10 protein-coding genes are annotated in these 17,712 nt (G+C 64.6%); 7 read left to right on the top strand and 3 right to left on the bottom strand.

Translation table 11 applies throughout. From position 1 onward, the window contains the following. Nucleotides 1-30: 30 nt before the first annotated feature. A complete protein-coding gene (locus tag O5K31_RS11960) occupies nucleotides 31-1,233 on the bottom strand; it encodes a M24 family metallopeptidase (protein ID WP_269713825.1) in 1,203 nt (400 codons plus the stop codon). Further along, nucleotides 1,230-2,483: an NAD(P)/FAD-dependent oxidoreductase gene (locus O5K31_RS11955; protein ID WP_269713824.1), complete on the bottom strand. Its 1,254-nt coding sequence runs from the start codon at nucleotides 2,481-2,483 to the stop codon at nucleotides 1,230-1,232. The genes O5K31_RS11960 and O5K31_RS11955 overlap by 4 nt, the downstream gene beginning before the upstream one ends. Nucleotides 2,484-2,551: 68 nt before the next feature. On the opposite strand from O5K31_RS11955, the gene O5K31_RS11950 reads away from it, so the two are divergent. Both O5K31_RS11950 and O5K31_RS11945 read left to right on the top strand, forming a co-directional pair. Further along, a complete protein-coding gene (locus O5K31_RS11950; RefSeq protein WP_269713823.1) occupies nucleotides 2,552-3,469 on the top strand; it encodes a dihydrodipicolinate synthase family protein in 918 nt (305 codons plus the stop codon). Between the two features lie 9 nt (nucleotides 3,470-3,478). Next, nucleotides 3,479-4,477, top strand: a complete 999-nt coding sequence (locus tag O5K31_RS11945) for a 4-hydroxyproline epimerase (protein WP_269713822.1) — start codon at nucleotides 3,479-3,481, stop codon at nucleotides 4,475-4,477. 11 nt (nucleotides 4,478-4,488) lie between these two features. Here the strand turns inward: O5K31_RS11945 and O5K31_RS11940 are convergent, their stop codons facing one another. Further along, entirely contained in the window at nucleotides 4,489-5,034 is a 546-nt protein-coding gene (locus tag O5K31_RS11940; protein ID WP_269713821.1) for a helix-turn-helix domain-containing protein, read from the bottom strand. Nucleotides 5,035-5,250: 216 nt separating this feature from the next. On the opposite strand from O5K31_RS11940, the gene O5K31_RS11935 reads away from it, so the two are divergent. From O5K31_RS11935 to O5K31_RS11915, 5 genes are all read left to right on the top strand, one after another. Next, nucleotides 5,251-5,886, top strand: coding sequence for a response regulator transcription factor (locus O5K31_RS11935; RefSeq protein ID WP_269713820.1), 636 nt, complete (start codon nucleotides 5,251-5,253; stop codon nucleotides 5,884-5,886). Between the two features lie 405 nt (nucleotides 5,887-6,291). Next, the gene (locus tag O5K31_RS11930) at nucleotides 6,292-12,957 is read left to right on the top strand and encodes a beta strand repeat-containing protein (RefSeq protein WP_269713819.1); all 6,666 of its coding nucleotides are present in this window, start codon (nucleotides 6,292-6,294) and stop codon (nucleotides 12,955-12,957) included. 186 nt (nucleotides 12,958-13,143) lie between these two features. Then, nucleotides 13,144-15,174, top strand: a complete 2,031-nt coding sequence (locus O5K31_RS11925; RefSeq protein WP_269713818.1) for an O-linked N-acetylglucosamine transferase, SPINDLY family protein — start codon at nucleotides 13,144-13,146, stop codon at nucleotides 15,172-15,174. 49 nt (nucleotides 15,175-15,223) lie between these two features. Beyond that, nucleotides 15,224-16,834, top strand: a complete 1,611-nt coding sequence (locus O5K31_RS11920; RefSeq protein ID WP_269713817.1) for a tetratricopeptide repeat protein — start codon at nucleotides 15,224-15,226, stop codon at nucleotides 16,832-16,834. Nucleotides 16,835-16,896: 62 nt separating this feature from the next. Next, nucleotides 16,897-17,679: an SDR family oxidoreductase gene (locus tag O5K31_RS11915; RefSeq protein ID WP_269713816.1), complete on the top strand. Its 783-nt coding sequence runs from the start codon at nucleotides 16,897-16,899 to the stop codon at nucleotides 17,677-17,679. Nucleotides 17,680-17,712 lie beyond the last annotated feature (33 nt).

Here is a 17,712-nt window from a genome sequence, read left to right as displayed (position 1 = left end):
ATGAATGACGCTTCCCCCGAAGCGTCGGAACTAGCCGAACGGCGCCTCCAGGGAGGGCGAAGGCTCTGTGAACCAGGCCGCGCCATCCTCGGTGACGTAGAAATGGTCTTCCAGCCGGATGCCGAAGGCGCCCGGGATGACGATCATGGGCTCGTTGCTGAAGCACATGCCTGGCGCCAGAGGTGTCTTGTCTCCGCGCACCAGGTAGGCCGGCTCATGGATCGAAAGGCCGATGCCGTGGCCGGTGCGGTGCGGCAGGCCTGGCAGGCGGTAGTCGGGGCCAAGGCCGGCGCCTTCCAGCACCCGGCGAGCCACCGCATCGATTTCCTCGCAGGGCACGCCGGGGCGCACGGCGTCGAAGGCGGCCTTTTGGGCGCGGTGCTCCAGTTCCCACATGCGGGCGTGGTTTTCAGTGGGTTCGCCGAAGACGTAGGTGCGGGTGATGTCGGCGTTGTAGCCGTCCACCGTGCAGCCGGTGTCGATCAGGACGATATCGCCCTCGGCCAACGCCTGGTCGCCGGGGACCCCGTGCGGGTACGACGTCGCCTCGCCAAACTGCACGGCGCAGAAGCTGAAGCCGCCGTCAGCGCCCATGGCGCGGTGGGCGGTGTCGATGAAGTGCTTCACTTCGCTCGCCCGAATTCCGGGGGCCAGGATGCGGGCGGTCCGGCGATGCACTTCGAGCGTGATGGCCTTGGCTTCGCGCATCAGATCAAGTTCGGCCGCCGACTTGATCATCCGGCAGCCATTGATCACCGGCGACGCGTCCATAAGGGTCATCAATCCGGCCTGCTTGCGCAGTTCGTTGAAGATCAGGAACGAGGCGAGCGGATCGAGGGCGACGGTATCGACGCCCATTTCCGACAGGGTCGCGGCGGTGAGGGCATAGGGATTCTCGTCCTCCTCCCAGCAACGCACCGAGGCCTCGATCTTCAGCCCCGCCTCCAGTGAGCCGAGCTCAAAGGTGGGGCAGATCATGACCGGCGCGCCGACGCGCGGCAGGATCATGGCCACCAGGCGCTCCGTCGCCCCCCACGCCACGCCGGTGAAATAGCGCAGGCTGTAGCCGGCGTTGACGATCAAGGCGTCGATGCCCTGATCGGTCATCAGGCGGCGGGCCTTTTCCAGGCGCTGCAGGTGGTCGTCGGTTCCGATCCGGCGGACGCGTTCAGCGGGCGGCGATAGTTTGGCCAGTTCGGTCTGTGCGGTGGAGCCCCCGACGCCCTTGGTCATGCGCGCTTGGCCTTCTTCGACTCAAAACGGTTCAGGTCAAATGGCTGTAGCGCGACCGGCGGCTCGCGACCATCGGCCAGGGCGGCGACGATCTCGGCTGTGATGGGACCCAGCGTCAAGCCCAGGTGCTGATGCCCGAAGGCGTAATAGAGATTGCCAGCTGTTTCCGAACGGCCAATCGCCGGCAGATAGTCGGGCAGGGTGGGTCGGGCGCCGATCCAGGCGCTGGGTTCGCCCCGCACCGGCAGGCCAAGCGCCTTCACATGCGCGGCCAGGCGGGCCCACTTGCGGGGGTCGGGTCTCTGCCCCGGCGCACCGAACTCCACGAAGCTGGCCGCCTGAAGCCCCCCGGCGAAGCGGGTGACGATCATCGAGCGATCTTCAAAGACGATGGGTGACAGTTCGACGGGCCAATCGTGGTCGGTCCAGCGCAGGTGATAGCCGCGCTCGGCGATCAGTGGCGGACGCTGGCCTACGCCAGCCATGAGACGGGCGGAGCCGATGCCGGCGGCGACGAGCACGATGTCGGCGGTCAGGTTCGAGCCATCGGCCAGGCGCGCCGTCGCAACGCCGTTCTCGCGTGTAAGGGCCTCTACCCTGGTAGCGCGCAGCTCACCGCCGATGGCGCGATAGGCCGCTTCCAGAGCGCCGGCCAATTGCCCGAGGTCGGAGACCTGGGCGGTGCCGGAAAAGCGGATGCCGTCTGAGGGACGATTGCGGGTCAGACCCCACAGGTTGTCGAGGGTAGCCTCGCTCAGAGGCTGGATGCGGGCCGTGCCGGTATCTGCGGCGGCCCAGGCAGCGCGCCCGCGTTGTGCGCTCTCGGGGCTTTCCCAGACCAGCAGGTGACCCGTTTCGGACAACAGGTCGGGCCGCTCAAGGTCATCGGCAAGGCGTCGCCAGGCGGGCATGGCATGAAGAAGAAGGGACCGAAGGGCGTCGGCGCCGGATGCGAAACGCTCTTGCCCCGCGGCGGCCACGAAGCGCCTGGCCCATGACAGAAAGGCGAGGGGATCGCGCACATCAAGGGCGCCCCCGCGCCCGAACCAGCGTCGGGGGGCGGAGCGAATGGTCGGCCAGGAGGCCAGAGGCTCCACCTGTTCAACGGCGATATGGCCGGCGTTTCCGAGCGAGGCGGCCGAACCATCGCAGGGATCGACGAGTATGGTTTGCAGGCCCAACTGCTGCAGACGGAAGGCGCTGGCCGCTCCGACGACACCCCCTCCGATCACCAGCGCTGTTTTGACCATCTGAGGCGCCTTGCCATCCGCCGCTTGTTCGATATCGTATACGGTAGACGATCTTGAAGGAGAAACAAGTGGCTTCCACCTGCGACTGGTCCGGCGTCATTCCCGCCGCCACCACTCAGTTCACCCCCGACCTGGCGGTCGATCTGGATGCAACCCAGCGGGTTCAGGACGGCCTGATCAACGATGGCGTCAACGGTCTGATCATCATCGGGACCGTGGGCGAGAACAACTCCCTGGAGCCGCAAGAAAAGCGCGACGTCGTGCGCGCCGCGGTCGAAACCTCGAATGGTCGCGTGCCCGTGATCGCCGGCTGCGCCGAACTGACCACCACCCGAGCCGTGGCCTTCGCCCAGGACATGGAGAAGATCGGCGCCACTGGCATCATGCTGTTGCCGGCCATGGTCTATGTGCCGACGGAAGCCGAACTGCACGCTCACTTCCGCACGGTGGCCGAGGCGACCTCGCTGCCGATCATGCTCTACAACAACCCGCCAGCATACCGGACCAGCGTGACCATGGGCACGTTGGCCTCACTGTCGAACGTGAAGAACATCGTGGCCGTCAAGGAAAGCGCGCCCGATCCGCGCCGCTTCACCGACCTGATCAATGAGTTCGGCGACCGCTACACCCTGTTCGCCGGCCTGGACGACGTGGCCATGGAAGGCCTGCTGCTGGGCGCCCAGGGCTGGGTTTCGGGTCTGACTAACGCCTTCCCGCAGGAATCCCTGGCCCTGGTGGCGGCGATCAACAGCGGCGACCTGGACCGTGCACGAGAAATCTATCGCTGGTTCATGCCGCTGCTTCATCTGGACGCGGATCACGATCTGGTCCAGTCGATCAAGCTGGCCGAGCAGATCATGGGCCGTGGTTCGGAGCGCGTGCGCATGCCGCGTCTGCCCCTGGCCGGCGCGCGCCGCGATCAGGTGACCAAGATGGTCGAGCGCGCGGCCGAGACTCGTCCCACCCTGGCTTCCAAGGCAGCCTAAGAGACGCGAATGCGCCACACCTTCTTCTGCATCGACGGCCATACGGCCGGTAACCCGGTCCGCCTGGTGGCGGGCGGCGCGCCCCTGTTGCGCGGCGGGTCCATGAGCGAACGCCGGGCTGACTTCCAGGCCCGCTTCGACTGGATCCGCACCGGTCTGATGTTCGAGCCCCGCGGCCACGACATGATGTCCGGCGGCTTCCTTTATCCGCCGACGCGTCACGACACTGACGTGGGCGTTCTGTTCATCGAGACCAGCGGCTGCTTGCCCATGTGTGGGCACGGCACGATCGGCATGATGACTTTCGGCCTCGATAACGGCCTGATCCTGCCGCGAGAGCCGGGCAGGCTGAAGGTCGAGGTGCCGGCCGGCGTCATCGACATCGAGTACGGATGGGAAGGCGACAAGGTCACCTGGGTCCGCATCCGTAACGTGGCCAGCTATCTGGCGGCGGAGGGGATCGAGATCGAGGTCCCGGGCTTTGGGACGCTGACCGTCGATGTGTCCTATGGCGGCAACTACTACGCGATCATCGAGCCGCAAGGCGCCTACACCAACCTGGACGACCTGGGCGCGGCGAAGATCCTGGAGCTGTCGCCGGTGATCCGGCGGCTGGTGCGGGACGTTTATGAACCCGTCCACCCGCTTGACGCCACCATCCGGGGCGTAAGCCATATCCTCTGGGCCGATAAGCCGAAAGGCGAGGGCGCCGACGGACGCAATGCGGTTTTCTATGGCGAGCGGGCTATCGACCGCAGTCCCTGCGGCACGGGCACCTCCGCCCGCCTGGCCCACCTGGCCGCCAAGGGGCGGTTGAATGTGGGGGACCGCTTCGTCCACGAAAGCTACATCGGCAGCCGCTTCATCGGTCGCGTCGAGGCGGCGACGGATTTGGGCGGCAAGCCGGCGATCATTCCGTCCATCGAGGGCTCGGCGATCGCCACAGGCTTCAATCAGATTTGGATCGACCAGGCCGATCCGTTCTGGAAGGGCTTCGTCGTCACCTAGGCGGCCGTTCTTCAGGCGGCCTGGGCGAACCCGGTTTCGATCCAATTCGCCCGGCGCCAGGCGTTCGGGGTCGCGCCGACCTGCTTGCGAAACAGGTTGGAGAAGTGGGCCTGATCGGCGAAGCCGCAGGCGATGGCGATCTGGCTCAGCGGCTCGCGGGTGCTTAGCATCAGACGCTTGGCGCGCTCGACGCGGCGACGCATCACGTAGCTGTGGGGCGTCTCGCCGAAGCTGTCCTTGAAGGCGCGACCGAAATGACCCGCGCTCAGGCGCACCAGGCCAGCCATGTTCTCGACGCTGATGGTGCTGTCGAGGTTCTCTTCGATGAAAGCCTCGATGCGCTTGGCTTGCCAGGGTGCGAGGCCGCCGCTGACCGCAGCGCGCTTTTCAGCGCTCTGCTCGCCGTTCAGCAGAGCGGCGACGCGGGCCACATAGCCGCGGGCGGCGTCCAGGTCGGACTCAAGGGTCCTTTGGGCGTTGGCGAGGAGTTCGGCGATCACCGGGGCGCCGGCGGCCGAATAGGAAGAGAAGGTGGAAGCAGCGACTTGGTAGGTCATCTCGTCATCTCCTGCGGCGGGGCCGGGTGGGTTTCGATGACTTGAGATTGCGGTTTGACAGAATGTCGCACCATCCAACCTAGGTGGGTTTGAGGTACCGCATAGGTAGGATCGACCTATACTTCGGTTTAGGGCCGCGATCGGCGACGGTGCGGTCGGGGCCTTTTCCCCCAAGGGGTTTCAGGTCAGATTGCGCGTTCCCGGAGAGCAGCGATCTTGAGTCCCGCCAATCCTTCCGAACCGACGCCGGTCTTCGTCATCGACGACGACCTGTCCGTGCGCGCCTCGCTGGACAGCCTGCTGCGCTCGGTAGGGCATTCGGTTGAGACCTATGGATCGGCCGCCGAGTTTCTTCAGCGCAAACGACCGGAGGCGGGGTGCCTGGTGTTGGACGTGCGCCTTCCGGGCATCAGCGGCCTAGATTTCCAAGGGCAGTTGGCTGGTCTCCACATCGAATTGCCTATCATTTTCATGACAGGGCACGGCGATATCCCCATGACCGTGCGTGCGATGAAGGCGGGGGCCGTCGACTTCCTGTCCAAGCCCTTCCGCGATCAAGACATGCTCGACGCCGTCGCCGCGGCCATCGAACGGGACCGCAAGCGCCGACAGCAGGCTGACGCGGTCGCCGATCTACGCAGCCTGCACGCCGCCCTGACGCCGCGGGAGCGTGAGGTCATGACGCATGTGACGGCGGGGCTGATGAACAAGCAGATCGCCCACCTAATGGGCCTTAGCGAGATCACAGTGAAGATCCATCGCGGGAACATGATGCGAAAGATGCAGGTGGCTTCCGTCGCCGACCTTGTGCGGATGGCCGAAGCTCTTGGGGTCGAAGCGTCGCAGGCATGAGATCGTCTGAGTACGGTTAACGGGCGATATCTATGATTTGACGTCTTAGATTTGAGGAAATTCTAGCTTCTGACCGAGCGTGGATAATCACAGCTTTACTCAATTTGTGCGCTCTGGCGGGCAATCGCGCGCGTTATTGTTGGTCGGCCTCCCATATTATTAGAAGCCGTCTGGTGATGAGGTCCGCCGACCTAGAAACCTCAGGGATTCGAGCGCGCGTATCTTTTTTACGACGCCTCTTTTTCTGCGATTTCGCGGCCTTCCCTTGATTTCGTAACAAATTGGAAAGGACGGCATGGGTAGTGGGCAGTGGGGGAGAGCGCTCTTAGGTGGAGTGATCGCCCCGAATCTGTTGTTTTGGGCCACAGAACGTCGCTCGCGCTACTGGACTAGGAAAACGGTCACATGTCGCTCACCTCGGCTCTTTCGACCACGCAGCTAGCCTCCGCCTCGGCGACGATGGTGCGCGGGTGGTCAACCACCGACATCAAAGGCCTGAACGCTACGCAGCTCGGCGCGCTCGGTGCGACGGGCGTAGCGGCTCTGGCGGACACCCAGGTGGCGGCGCTCGAGGCGACCCAGATCAAGGGGCTCAAGGCCGACCAGATCAAGGGCCTGGCCAATAACGTCACTTTCAGCAGCGGCCAGCTGGCGGTCTTCAACACGAGCCAGATGGGGGCGCTGACCACGACCCAGGCGGCCGCGTTCACGATCACGGATCTGGATGGTCTGGCGAAGACCCAAATCGGCGCGCTGTCGACGACGAACCTTTCCAATCTCGACGCGACCGAGATCAAGAGCCTGACGACTGATCAGGTGAAGGGGCTGACCACTACTCAGCTGCAGAGCCTCTCCACCACCGACGTGGGCGAGTTCGACGCCGCGCAGATCGGCGCCTTGGCGGCCACGCAGATCGCCGGCATGGGCGCGGCCAACTTCTCGGCTCTGTCCAGCACCCAGGTCCAGACGCTCGATACGACCCAGCTCAAAGGGCTGACGACGGCTCAGGCGCAGAGTCTCAATCAAACCGATCTGGACGATTTCAGCACGGCCCAGCTTGGCGGTCTGTCGACGGCTGTGCTGAACAGCCTGTCCACCACCGCGCTTGGGACCCTTGATCAGACCCAGGTCCAATCGCTGACCGCTACGCAAGTCGGCGGCCTGTCGAAGACGCAATTCTCGGCGTTGACCAGCACCCAGACCGGTTTCCTCGACGCTACCCAGATCAAGGGCCTGACTGCGGCGCAGTTGAGCGGTCTGTCTTCTACTGACCTGGGTGAACTGAGCTCGACCCAGTTGGGGGCGCTCACCACCAAGCAAATTGCCGGGTTCGGCACGGCCGCGCTGAAGTTCCTGGATACAACCCAGGTCAGTGGCCTCAGCACTGAGCAAGTCAAGGCGCTGACGGCCGCGCAGATGACCGCGCTGACCGCCACCGATATGGAGAAGTTCTCCGCGACCCAGATCGGCGCCCTGGCCAACACTCAGATTGGCGCCCTGAAGGGCGAGGCGCTGTCGGCGCTGAGCAGCACGCAGGTGCAAGGCCTGACAGGCGCCCAGCTCAATAAGCTGACGAGCGCGCAGCTTGGCAAGCTCAGCGCGACGGATGTCGCCGAGTTCGATGTCACCCAATTCAGCGCTTTGGCGGCGTCTCAGGTCGCCGCCCTGTCGGTTTCTGCGGTCGGCGGCCTGACCCAGACTCAAATCCAGAGCTTGAGTTCGGACGCTGTCGGCAAGCTGACGGCCAAGCAATTCGAGGCTCTGAGCAGCACCCAGGTGGGTTATCTGGACGCAAACCAGATCGCCGGCATCAAGACGACCCAGTTGACGGGCCTGAAGGCGACCCAGTTCGCCGACTTCACCACGACTCAAGTAGCCAGCTTTGCCGCGACCCAACTGGGCGCTTTGGCGGCGGACTCCCTGTCCAGCCTGACCGAGACCCAGGTCCGAGGCCTGAACGAGACCCAGGTCCGCGGCCTGACGACGGCGCAGCTGAGCAAGTTGTCGACCACTGATCTGGCCGAGTTCGGCACGACCCAGATCGCCGCCCTGACGACCAAGCAAGTCTCCGGCTTCGGCACGGCGGCCCTGAAGACCTTCGACACGACCCAGATGGGCGCCCTGAGCGCCGATCAGGTCAAGGCGTTGACCGTCGCGCAGATGACCGCGCTGACCGCCACCGATATGGCGAAGTTCTCGACCACCCAGATCAGCGCCTTGGCCAACACTCAGATTGGCGCTCTGAAGGGCGAGGCGCTCTCGGCGCTGAGCAGCACGCAGATTACGGCGCTTGATCCGGCTCAGCTGAACAAGCTGACCTCGGCTCAGTTCAGCAAGCTGACCGCCACTGACATCGGGGAGTTGAGCGCCACGCAGTTCGCCGCTCTCGCCGCGACGCAGATTTCGGGCCTGACGACGGGCGCGATGAGCGGCCTGACCCAGACTCAAATCCAGAGCTTGAGTTCGGACGCTGTCGGCAAGCTGACGGCCAAGCAATTCGAGGCTCTGAGCAGCACCCAGGTGGGTTATCTGGACGCAAACCAGATCGCCGGCATCAAGACGACCCAGTTGACGGGCCTGAAGGCGGCTGAGTTCGCCGACTTCACCACCACCCAGGTGGCTGGCCTCGCAGCCACTCAACTCGGGGCGCTAGCGACGGACGCCTTGTCCAGCCTGACCGAGACCCAGGTCCGAGGCCTGAACGAGACCCAGGTCCGCGGCCTGACGACGGCGCAGCTGAGCAAGTTGTCGACCACTGATCTGGCCGAGTTCGGCACGACCCAGATCGCCGCCCTGACGACCAAGCAAGTCTCCGGCTTCGGCACGGCGGCCCTGAAGACCTTCGACACGACCCAAATGGGCGCCCTGAGCGCCGATCAGGTCAAGGCGTTGACCGTCGCGCAGATGACCGCGCTGACCGCCACCGATATGGCGAAGTTCTCGACCACCCAGATCAGCGCCTTGGCCAACACTCAGATTGGCGCTCTGAAGGGCGAGGCGCTCTCGGCGCTGAGCAGCACGCAGATTACGGCGCTTGATCCGGCTCAGCTGAACAAGCTGACCTCGGCCCAGTTCAGCAATCTGACCGCCACTGACATTGGCGAGTTTAGCGCCACGCAATTCGCCGCCCTTGCGGCGACGCAGATCGTCGGTCTGACGACGGGCGCGATGAGCGGCCTGACCCAGACTCAAATCCAGAGCTTGAGCTCGGACGCTGTCGGCAAGCTGACGGCCAAGCAATTCGAGGCTCTGAGCAGCACCCAGGTGGGTTATCTGGACGCAAACCAGATCGCCGGCATCAAGACGACCCAGTTGACGGGCATGAAGGCGGCTGAGTTCGCCGACTTCACCACCACCCAGGTGGCTGGTCTGGCAGCGGCCCAACTGGGGGCCCTCTCGACGGACGCCTTGTCCAGCCTGACCGAGACGCAGGTTCGCGGTCTCGACGAGACCCAAGTGCGCGGTCTGACGACGGCGCAGCTGAGCAAGCTCTCGGCTACCGATCTGGCCGAGTTCGGCACGACCCAGATCGCCGCCCTGACGACCACTCAGGTGAAAAACCTGGCCAGCACGGCCCTGAAAGCCTTCGACACGACCCAGGTGGGCGCCTTGAGCGTCGATCAGGTGAAGGCGTTGACCACAGCCGCCCTGACGCAACTTGGCGCGGATGTCACCAAGCTCACCAGCACCCAGATCAGCGCGCTGGCCAACACCCAGGTGAGCGCGCTCACCGCGACGGCCCTGTCGGCGCTGGACAGCACGCAGGTCAAGGCGCTTGATCCGGCTCAATTGAACAAGCTGACCTCGGCCCAGTTCAGCAATCTGACCGCCACTGACATTGGCGAGTTTAGCGCCACGCAATTCGCCGCCCTTGCGGCGACGCAGATCGTCGGTCTGACGACGAGCGCGATGAGCGGCCTGACCCAGACCCAGATCCAGGGCTTGAGCTCTGATGCGATCGGCAAGCTGTCGGCCAAGCAGTTCGAAGCTTTGAGCAGCACCCAGGTAGGGTATCTCGACGCCAACCAGATCGCCGGCATCAAGACGACCCAGTTGACGGGTATGAAGGCGGCCGAGTTCGCTGACTTCACCACCACTCAGGTGGCTGGTCTGGCAGCGGCCCAACTGGGGGCCCTCTCGACGGACGCCTTGTCCAGCCTGACCGAGACGCAGGTTCGCGGTCTCGACGAGACCCAAGTGCGCGGTCTGACGACGGCGCAGCTGAGCAAGCTCTCGGCTACCGATCTGGCCGAGTTCGGCACGACCCAGATCGCCGCCCTGACGACCACTCAGGTGAAAAACCTGGCCAGCACGGCCCTGAAGGCCTTCGACACGACCCAGGTGGGCGCCCTGAGCGCCGACCAGGTGAAGGCGTTGACCACAGCCGCCCTGACCCAACTTGGCGGAGACGTCGCCAAGTTCACCACCACTCAGATCAGTGCGCTCGCCAATACGCAGATCGCAGGCCTGACGGGCACCGGGTTGTCGGCGCTCGACGCCACCAAGTTCGCCGCTCTGACCACTGAAGCGGTCAAAAGCCTGACGACCAAGCAGCTGTCGCTGCTTTCGGCGACGGACATCGGGGAATTTACGACTGATCAGTTCAGCGCCCTGTCGGCCGCCCAGTTGGGCAGCCTGGCGGGTGGACTGTCGAACGTCAGCACGACCAATCTTGACGGGCTCGCCTCTACGCAGATCGGCGCGCTTAGCGCATCGGGGCTGGCTTCGTTGGACGAAACCCAGGTTCGTTCGCTCGACGGCGGTCAACTGTCCGGCCTGACGGCGGCGCAACTGGCTGGGTTGAAGGCGACGGATATCGCCGAGTTCAGCACCACCCAAATCTCCGGCCTGACCTCGACCCAGGTCGGGCAACTGGGCGCGACCAACTTCGCGGCTTTGAGCGAGACTCAGGTGCAGGCTCTGGACGCCGGCCAACTCCAGGGGGTCACCACCACCCAGTTGAAGGCTCTGTCGGCCGCCGACTTCGGTGATTTCACGACCACCCAGGTTTCTGGGCTGACGGGCTCGCAGCTCGGCGCACTGTCGACCACCAACTTCATCAGCCTGACGCAGACCCAAGTGCGCGGGCTGGATGAGACGCAGGTTCGCGGTCTTTCGACTGCGCAGATCAGCGCACTGTCGAGCACTGAATTCGCCGAGTTCGGCACGACGCAGATCGCCGCCCTGAACGACACGCAGCTGAAGAGCCTAGGCGGCACCGCGATCAGCGGTCTCGACACCACTCAGGTTGGCGCTCTGACGACGACGCAGCTGAAGAACTTCTCGGCCAACCAGCTGAAGGCTCTGTCTTCGACCGACCTGCAGAAGTTCGATACGACCCAAATCGGCTCCCTGGCCAATACCCAGGTGACCGGCCTGACCGGCACCGCGATCTCGGGCCTCGACGCCACCAAGTTCACAGCCCTGTCGACCACGGCTGTGAAGGCGCTGACTACAAGCCAGCTTCAGGTCCTGAGCGCTACGGATATCGGTGAGTTCTCGGCTACGCAGCTTGGGGTGCTGTCGGCGGCCCAGCTGGGTGCGCTGTCGGGCGGCTTAACCGAACTCGATACGACCCAACTCGACGGCCTGTCCGCCTCCCAGATTGGGGCCATAGGCGCGACCAACTTCTCGTCGCTGGATGAGACGCAAGTCCGCTCGCTCGACGCCGCACAGCTCGCCGGTCTGACCACGACGCAGATGAGCAAGCTGACGGGCGGTGATTTGGCCGAGTTCACCAGCACCCAGATCGATGGGCTGGCGGGCACGCAGCTTGGCGCCCTGACAGGCACCAATCTGTCGGCGCTCAACACGAACCAGATCCAAGGGTTCGACGCCGATCAGATGAAGGCCTTGACGACCACGCAGTTCCAACTGCTGAGCGCGGCTGACGTCCAGGAGTTCACCACCACCCAGATCGCGGCTCTGGCGACCACCCAGATTGGCGCCCTGTCCTCGACCGCCCTGTCCGGCCTGACCAGCACGCAGGTCGCTTCGCTCACCACCGATCAGATCAAGGCGCTTTCGAACGCCCAGATCGATGGTCTGACGGCAGGCGACCTGGCGGAGTTCGACGGCACACAGCTTGGCTCTCTGACGGCGGCCCAGGTCGGCGGCCTGACGGGCGACCAGCTGGCGTCGCTGCAGGCAACCCAGCTTGACGGCCTGACCTCGACCCAGATCGGCAGCCTGAGCAAGACGGCGCTGTCGGCGTTGAGCGAGACGCAAATCCGGTCGTTGGACAGCACGCAGCTCGGCGGGCTGACGACGGCCCAGGTTCAGGGTCTGTCGGTTGCTGACTTCGCCGACTTCACGACGACGCAGATCAAGCAACTGACCGGCGCGCAACTTGGAGCGCTATCGACCACGAACCTGAACAGCATCGACGGCACGACCTTCGGATCGCTGACGACGACGCAGGTCCAGGGGCTGAGCAATACGCAGCTTCTGGCGCTGACCTCGACCGACATGGGCGAGTTCACCACCACGCAGATCGCGGCTTTGAGCACGACGCAGATCAAGGGCCTGTCGGGCGCTAATCTCTCAGCGCTGACCCAGACGCAGTTCGGATCGCTCTCGACCGACCAGATCAAGGCCCTGAGCCTGATCCAGATCGGCGCTCTGCAGACCGGTGACGCAGGCGACCTGACGACGACGCAACTCGGCGCCCTGGCGTCGACGCAGCTTGGTCGTCTGGGTGGAGGCCTCGTCTCGGCACTGACCAGCACGCAGATCGGAGCGCTGGCGGATACCCAGATCGCCGGTCTGACCAAGGAGCAGACCGCGGAGCTGAGCGTCACGGATCTTCGTGAGTTCCAGCCGGCTCAGCTCGCCGCCATCAGCGCGACGGCCTTCGCGGGTGTGAACTCCACGGCGATCGGCGCCATGACGACTACGGACATCGACGCGATCTCCACCACCCAGATCGCCGCCCTGACCCAGACGCAGATCGCAGCGCTCTCGACCACGAACATCGCCTCGATGGACGTGAACCAGATCGCCGCGATCCAGGACACGCAGGTGCCGTACTTCAACAGCGAACAGCTGGACGCCCTCTTCGGGCCCCACTAAGGCGCTTCAGATCACGAATGATGGGCCGGTCATAACCTCATGACCGGCCCATTTCTCGTTGCGAAGTTGTCGGTTCCATGGGGTTCCAAGATCAGCTTGATCGAATCGGGCAAGCGTTCTGCACTCGCCTCGTTTCGGCGTCGTGTGCGCCGTGCGTCCCTGTGACCAGACGTGTCCGAAGGCAGTATGTCCGAAGCTCTATTCGTCTCCGCGGTTCAGCGGATCACCGCTGGCGGCTACCCTCTGACCGAGTTGCTCGAGGCGACCGGTCGTCTCGGTGGTTCGGGACATACGGCCATGGCCGAGCAACTCTATCGGATCTGGATCGCCTTCAATCCGCAGAACCCGCACGTCTTCGTCGCCTATTTCAACAATTCCGGCCTTCAGCAGCAACTGGGAGACCTGGCGTCCGCGGAGGCCTCGCTGCGCGCGTCGGTCGAGGTGAATGCTGACTTCCTGCCCGGGTACATCAACCTTGGCAGCGTGCTCGAAAAGCGCGGAATGGTGGCCGAAGCGGTGGAGCAATGGCGAACCGCCGTGGATCGCCAAGTGCCCCTCACTGGGATGGTCCTTACCTACAAGGTGACCGCGCTCAAGCAACTCGGCCGCGTCCTGGGCGAACACGACCTGGGACTGGATTCGGAAGTTCCGCTGTACCAGTGCCTGGATCTCGACCCCACCCAGTATGACGTGCTGGAGCAGTACACCGCGCGCCGGCTGGGCGGCTGCAAATGGCCTATCGTCATTCCGTCCGAGACCATCACCCGCGAGCGACTGGTGGGTGGCATCCATCCTCTGTCGTTGGGCGCCTATACGGATGATCCGCTTTTGCAGCTGGCCTCCGCCGCCGCCTATACGGAACGCTCGGTCCCAGAGACCTTCGATCTGGACGCGTTCGACCGCAGGGATGCGAAGATCGACCTGACAGGCCGCCGCATCCGCGTCGGCTATGTCTCGTCGGATCTGCGCGACCACGCGGTCGGTTATCTGATGTCCGAGATGTTCGAACTCCACGACCGCAGCAAGGTCGAGGTCTTCGCCTATTATTGCGGTCCAGCGACGGGGACGATCAGCGCCCGCATCCAGGGCGCGGTCGAGCATTGGGTCGATATCCGGGCCATGACCGATGACGAGGCCGCGCGTCGTATCGCCGACGACGGCATCGACGTGCTGATCGACGTCAACGGTCACACGCGTGACAGCCGTACTGGCGCCTTCGCTCGCCGGCCCGCGCCGATCCAGGTCAACTGGCTCGGCTTTCCAGGCACGATGGCCACGCCCTATCACCAGTACATCATCGCCGACGAGTGGATCATCCCGCCGGAAATGGAGATGTACTATTCGGAGAAGGTGCTTCGGCTGCCCTGCTATCAGGCCAACGACCGCAAACGTGTCGTCGCGCCTGAAAAGCCGACGCGGGCCGACGCCGGCCTGCCCGACGACGCCTTCGTCTTCTGCTGCTTCAACGGCTCCCAGAAGATCACCCGGTTCACCTTCGGGCGCTGGATGGAGATCCTGCAGCGCGTGCCCAATTCGGTGCTCTGGCTGCTCGATCACAACGAAACCACCAACGCCCGCCTGCGCGAGCATGCGGTCGCGGCAGGGATCGCGGCGGAGCGGATCGTCTTCGCGCAAAAGCTCTATAACCCGTTCCACCTGGCCCGTTATCCGCTGGCGGACCTGTTCCTCGATACCTCGCCTTACGGGGCCCACACGACGGCCTCGGACGCTCTGTGGATGGGTGTTCCCGTGTTGACGCTGGCGGGGCGCTGTTTCGCCTCGCGGGTCTGCGGCAGTTTGGTACGCGCCGCGGGTCTTGAAGAGCTGATCTGCTACACCCCGCAGGACTACGTCGAGCGCGCCGTCGCCCTGGCCGGCGATCCGGCCCAAATACAGGCCTACAAGACGCACCTTGAAGAGAACCGCCACACCTGCGTGCTCTTCGACATGGATCGCCTAGTGGCGAGCCTCGAAGATTTGTACGCCCAGATGTGCGCCGAGCATCAGCAGGGCCGCGTGCCGCAACCCGATCTCACCAATCTCGAGCAATACATGGAGATTGGCGTGAGGCTGGAGCACGAAACGCGCGAGATTCTGGCCGAGCCCAACTACAACGAACTCTATCGCAGCCAACTCGCAGCCCGTCACAGACGCCGGCCAATGCCGGCGGATACCCGCCTATGGACGGCCGCCGACATTGAGGCGCTCGGCCAATGAATCCGACTGCCAGACACGCCCAGCATCCGAGCCGCTTTTCAGGCGCGGAATGACGGACCTCGCGGACCCCATCCTGGAACTCGCACGACGTCTCCAGGAAGAGCGGCGGTGGAGTGACGCAGCGACGATCTTCGAGCATGTGCTGGCGGCGCAGCCGGACCGCGAGGATGTCCTGCGCGCGTTGATGCATAACCACAGCGCTGCGGGCAGGACCCTGGAGGCGCTGAAGGTTCTGGCTGACCTGCGGGTTCGCTACCCCGACGGCCCCGAGCTTGCCCGCGATGTCGCCGAACAGACCCAGCCGGCGATCGAACGATACAACCTGCATATGCGGTCAAAGGACGTGGCCCAGGCGGCGCCCTACGCCTCCGCCCTGGCGGATCTGACGCCGAACAACCCGCTGGTCTTGCGAACCGCCATGACCTGCAATCAGACGGTCGGGGATTTGGAAAGCGCGGGCCGCTATGCGCAGACGCTGCTGGCGCTCGATCCGGAAGACATCTCGGCCCACGAGACCATGGCCGAGGTCTGCAAGGCGCGAGGCGATCAGGCCGGCGACCTTGCACACAGATCTCGGGTCGCCTTGCTGGACCGGCCGAGCCAGCATCCGCTCGTGCGGCTCAAAGACATCCATGACGTCGCCAGCGGCCTGCTGTGCGGGCGGCTTGACGACAAGGCTGTCGCGGAACTCGAGAAACTGCTCGCCGCGCAGGAGCAGCATAAGGTCAGTGAACCGGAAGACAGCGGCTGGCCAGGGTGGGAGCGCCACTACCGCCTGCTGCTGGAGTCCATCGACCTCCCCGCCGTGCTTGGACCCACGCCGGCGCCTTCACCGGAGCCGCAGACGGTCTATGCCGACGCCAATGGCCAGTCGATGACATGGAACGACGTCGCAAAGCGCGCCGACACGCTGGACGCCAAGGTGGTCTTCCTCGTGGCCGCCGACCAAGCCTATGTGGAGCTCTATGCCCGTTGGTACGTTCGCTCGATCCTAAAGCACTGCGACGTGCCGTTCCTGGTGGTGGTGCATGTGATCGGCGGAGCGGAGCACCTGGGGCGGTCCGCGACGACGGTCGATGTGCATGATGATCGCCTGATCTTCGCCGGCGACGCTTTTGACGAGGCAGGTGTCACGACGAAGGTCTATGACGCCCCGCCCAAGGGAATGGCGAGCAAGCCCGTCGGTCATTTCCAATCCATCCGCTTTCTTCAGGCGGGCGGCCTGCTGCGTCGCCTTGGCCGGCCGCTTTTCATCTCCGATATCGATCTGCTGCTGCAGCGTGGCGTGTCTGATCTGCTGGAGCGCTGCGAGGGCGCCGATCTGGTCTTCAACGAGAACCAGAACAGCTTCAACGCCGGCGCGCGCCTGACCGCCAATCTGGTCCTGGCCTATCCGACCCCGGTCACCGACCTGTTTTTCCGCTTTGTCTCCGCCTACCTCGGCCAGATGCTGGATCGCCCGGTGTTGACGCGGTGGATCGACCAAGTGGCGTTGATGCTGGGCCGCCATCACCTGCACACCCACGCCGAACCGCAACTGCAGTATTTTGACGTAACGTCAGACATCAACAACGTTATGTACCGGACGTGGCAGGAGAACCCGTTCCGGTTCCTGTCGCTGTACCACGGCTTCGACACGTCGAGTCTGGAGGCCGACTAGCTCGGCGATTGCCACGGCGTCGAATGCGACCTCACTATGCCGGCAAAGCGTGAGGAACCGACATGAACGACGCCTTCAAGCCGGGCCTGCTGGCCGGCAAGACCGCCTTCGTCGCCGGCGGCACCAGCGGCATCAACCTGGCCATCGCCGAGCGGTTTGCCGAGCAGGGCGCCAACGTCGCCGTGATCAGCCGCAGCCAGGACAAGGTCGACGCGGCGGTCGCGGGGCTGAAGGGCAGGGGCCATACGGCGGTCGGTTTCTCGGCCGACGTGCGAGACTACGCGGCGGTCGAGGCGGCTCTGAAAGGGACGCACGAGGCGTTCGGCGAGATCGACATCGTCCTGTCTGGCGCGGCCGGCAATTTCGTGGCTCCGGCGCTAGGCATGTCGGCCAACGGCTTCAAGACCGTGGTCGACATCGACCTGATCGGCACCTTCAACGTCCTGCGCGCCTCGTTCGAGTTCCTGCGCAAGCCGGGCGCGTCGCTGATCAGCATCACCGCGCCGCAGGCCGTGAAGCCCAGCGTGATGCAGGCCCACGTCTGCGCGGCCAAGGCCGGGATCAACATGCTGACAAAGGTGCTGGCGCTGGAGTGGGGCTCAATGGGCGTGCGGGTCAACGCCATCTCGCCCGGGCCCATCGCCGACACCGAGGGCATGGCGCGCCTAGCGCCGACGCCCGAGGTCGAAAAGCGGATCAAGGACAACATCGCCCTGCGCCGCTATGGCGAGAAGCGCGAGATCGCCGACGTGGCTCTGTTCCTGAGCAGCGACAACGCCGCCTACATCACCGGCGCCATCATCGATTGCGACGGGGGCTCGGTGCTGGGCTCCTCGACGATCTAGCCCGCCACGCCCCAGTAAGAGGGCGAGCAAAAG

Origin of the sequence: Caulobacter sp. NIBR2454, from assembly GCF_027474405.1 — a bacterium.
In the GTDB taxonomy this organism is placed as follows: Bacteria; Pseudomonadota; Alphaproteobacteria; order Caulobacterales; family Caulobacteraceae; genus Caulobacter.
The sequence above is the reverse complement of the archived record's forward strand: the minus strand, read 5'-3'. Positions and strand labels throughout refer to the sequence as shown.